Origin of the sequence: Microbulbifer okhotskensis (genome assembly GCF_023895975.1) — a bacterium.
Classification (GTDB): Bacteria; Pseudomonadota; Gammaproteobacteria; order Pseudomonadales; family Cellvibrionaceae; genus Microbulbifer; species Microbulbifer okhotskensis.
The window spans coordinates 1-3,202 of record NZ_JALBWM010000214.1 but is presented as its reverse complement, the minus strand read 5'-3'; the positions used below and the strand labels follow the sequence as shown (position 1 = coordinate 3,202).

General features: G+C 46.9%; 2 protein-coding genes and 1 pseudogene. All 3 read right to left on the bottom strand.

Features of this window, described 5'->3' with window-relative positions:
* Window positions 1-211: 211 nt before the first annotated feature.
* Window positions 212-979: pseudogene (locus MO867_RS21230) on the bottom strand (IS5 family transposase); the annotation flags it as partial.
* A gap of 109 nt (window positions 980-1,088) precedes the next feature.
* A complete protein-coding gene (gene ahr, locus MO867_RS21225; protein ID WP_252472834.1) occupies window positions 1,089-2,108 on the bottom strand; it encodes an NADPH-dependent aldehyde reductase Ahr in 1,020 nt (339 codons plus the stop codon).
* A 320-nt stretch (window positions 2,109-2,428) separates the two neighbouring features.
* Window positions 2,429-2,824 (bottom strand): YMGG-like glycine zipper-containing protein, encoded by a 396-nt coding sequence (locus tag MO867_RS21220; protein ID WP_252472832.1) that lies wholly within the window; start codon window positions 2,822-2,824, stop codon window positions 2,429-2,431.
* Between the last annotated feature and the right edge of the window lie 378 nt (window positions 2,825-3,202).

Here is a 3,202-nt window from a genome sequence, read left to right as displayed (position 1 = left end):
TGGATAGACTTTTTGACGAGTTAGATCTTGACCTGAGTTGCGGAAAAGTTGCCCGTATTTACGAGCGGTACAGTGACTATGGGGCTATAGCTGCATGAAACTGTCCGAAGTGTTGATAAGTAGGAATAGTATAAATTTGTTTGTAGGGGAATATATGCGTATTCTCAACCATATCATCTCGAACAAATGAGAGTTCCTCTCCCCTTTAGCAGGCTGTTGAACCCGGCAATTTCGCAAGCATATTAAGTGCTGTTTCCCTCTCTGCGGTTCCTGTGGCTAGGCTTGCCTTTGCATTAACGATTAAACTAATTCGATTTTCCATTGTGGTATGCCCCAAGTAACCCATTTTTGCTTCTGAGCCTCGGGATTTCTTGTAGATTCTTGAATCTGGGTCTGTGGTCGAGGCATGCGTATCATTTGTACGTTTCTCAACACGAAAATCTCGCTCCTTATTACGACCACTCCCTGGTGTTTCGTCATCATCATCACCCTTTGTCGGGCGGAAACTTTTCTGTGAAGCCCATGCTTGAATTAGGGTGCCATCGACGCTGAAATGTTCATCGCTAACCAGATTTTTTTTGCGAGCCATCTCTACAATTTCCGTAAAAAGCGCGGAAATAACCTCATGCTCCAGTAACCGATCTCGGTTTTTACTGAAAGTAAAGTGGTTCCACACGATATCGTCTACCGAAAGTCCAACAAACCAGCGAAATAGCAAGTTGTAATTCATTTGCTCCATTAACTGTCTTTCACTGCGAATCGTATACAGAACCTGCAGTAGCTGGGCTCTTAATAAGCGTTCGGGAGGGATAGATTCACGGCCATATTCACAATATGCTGAATCCAGCAGCCAATCTATGCGTTTGAGGGCGAGGTTAAAGAGAGTCCGGATAGCGCGTAAAGGGTGCTTCTTAGGAACGAAAGATTCCAGGTGAACGGTTATAAATAAAGCTTCTTGCGTGATATCGGCGCCGCGCATTATTGTAAAGTATCCAGAGTTTATCTTCTCGATATTCTACCAAAACCAGTATCTATGCGGGCGTTTTTCAACAGCCTGCTAAAGAGTGCTCCTCTACAATAACTACTCCCTACCCTTCCTGAGACAAAACAATCCGATACTTAGCCTTACCAGACTTCAAGTGCTCAAACGCGGCCTCAATTTGGTTCATAGGAAAAATCTCGACTTCGGGTTTAATCTTGTGGTGGGCGACAAATTCCAACATGGTTTCGATGGTCGCGGGACTGCCTACAGGTGATGCTGAGATAGAGCGCTGACCAAAGAGCACAGGGAAGAGGGAAAATTGAATAGGGTTAGTCAGAGCACCGACAAAGTGGAGCCGGCCTTTGGGCTTAAGAGCTTGGATATATAAGTCCCAATCTAGGCTGACATTTACTGTTGATATAATTAAATCAAAACTCATTACAGCCGCTTCGATTTCTGCCGCATCGCGGGAATTTAGAGTCTTGTGTGCCCCCAAAGACAGTGCTTCTTTGCGCTTTCCTTCATTGGAGGTAAACGCTGTGACTTCACAACCCCAGGCATTCAAAAATTTCAAGGCAATATGGCCGAGTCCGCCGATACCAATGACAGCCACTTTATCTGTGGGCTTAATATCAAACTGAACCAACGGATTGAATACGGTAATACCCGCGCACAGCAACGGTCCTGCTGAGACCGGATCAACACCCTCAGGGATTACTACTAAACTACTCATGTCTGCTCTGACTCTATCAGCAAAGCCTCCATTCGTCAGTATGGTGAATTTAGCACTCTTACATAAATTGAGATCCCCGGTTCGGCAGGTATGACAGGTCTCACAATAGTCAGAATTCCAGCCCAGGCCTACAACGGTACCTTTTTTTAGGTGAGAAACCTGCTCACCCATTGCAGCGACTCGTCCTATCACTTCGTGACCGGCAACCATGGGGTACTGGCCTATGCCCCACTCATTATCAATCATGCTCAAATCGCTGTGACAAATACCACAGTACATTACTTCCAGTTCTACTTCTGTGGGCCCTAGATCACCAGTTTGTATTTGGTAGGCTTGGAGAGGTCCACCCGCTTCCAGAGCCGCATAAGCATTGATCGTTGATGCCGTAGACATGGCAGACTCCTTAAGGACATTGGTGAAGCTGAAATGACCTTATGAGTTTAGACATCAATCACCCAGGGCTTCGTTCACTTTACAGGGAAAAATCATTTTTTATTGACTGTAGAGACTGACTGCCCTCAAATTCTATCCAAAGCGCACGGCTTCGACTTAATAACATGCTGCTTTTTTTTCTCTAAAAAAAGAGGGGCCACGTTAGCTTTAAGGGAATAAAAAAAGGCCGGGGAAAAATACCCCCGACCGATGCAAAGTCCTGTGAGGTTGCCGAATAGCAGAGGACTGATGATAGTTGGACCGCAGTTTCACCTAGAAAGTCAATTTAATACACGATAGCCGCGACCGCGCAGGCAATTCTTGATAATATATGTGGCCTCTGCACCCGCACTTCCGGTTCCAGACAACCCACCCACCAAAGCACCCGCTCCTGCACCCGCTACCGCTGCACGGCTGCTATCCCCCACAATCGCACCAAGAGCCCCCCCCACTACAGCACCGCCAGCAGCACCGACTGCACCTCGGCGGCCCTGATCGCTATAGGTGGAATAGGCGATTCCCTTACATTCGGCGAGGTCCGCTTGGTACTGATTCATATTAACGCCCCAGGTATCGATAACGATCCCACCGGCACCAGGAACCTGCTCCGGCTGAGTGGCACAACCGTATAGCAATGCCATCACCATTCCAGCAGTTACAGAAATACCAATTTTCATCAGATACCCCATATCGCTTTTGCCAAGAGATAGCGAGTTTGTCACACTTTTCTTCTTTAGGTTTAGCTGTTGGTAGAACTTGGCGCCAGTCAGGGCTCCAAAAAAGATTGACTCGCCAGGCAGCGAGTACACTTGGCGCAAATAGTGGCTTCATAATATCGAGGACGGGAAAGATAGAGGTAATCGCCTATCGGGGGCTGGTTGCTTGCCAAAAAATAATTTTAAGAATCGATGGAAAATTCACGCAGTTCGGGATGACCGCAAGAATGCCAACTTCCTGGCAACAGATATTTTAAACGGTTCTTCACTAGCGTCTTCAGGTCGCGAGTTATTGTCAATTCTGGTGTTCAACAGGCCTGATCAAGCAGCGCTCTGGTC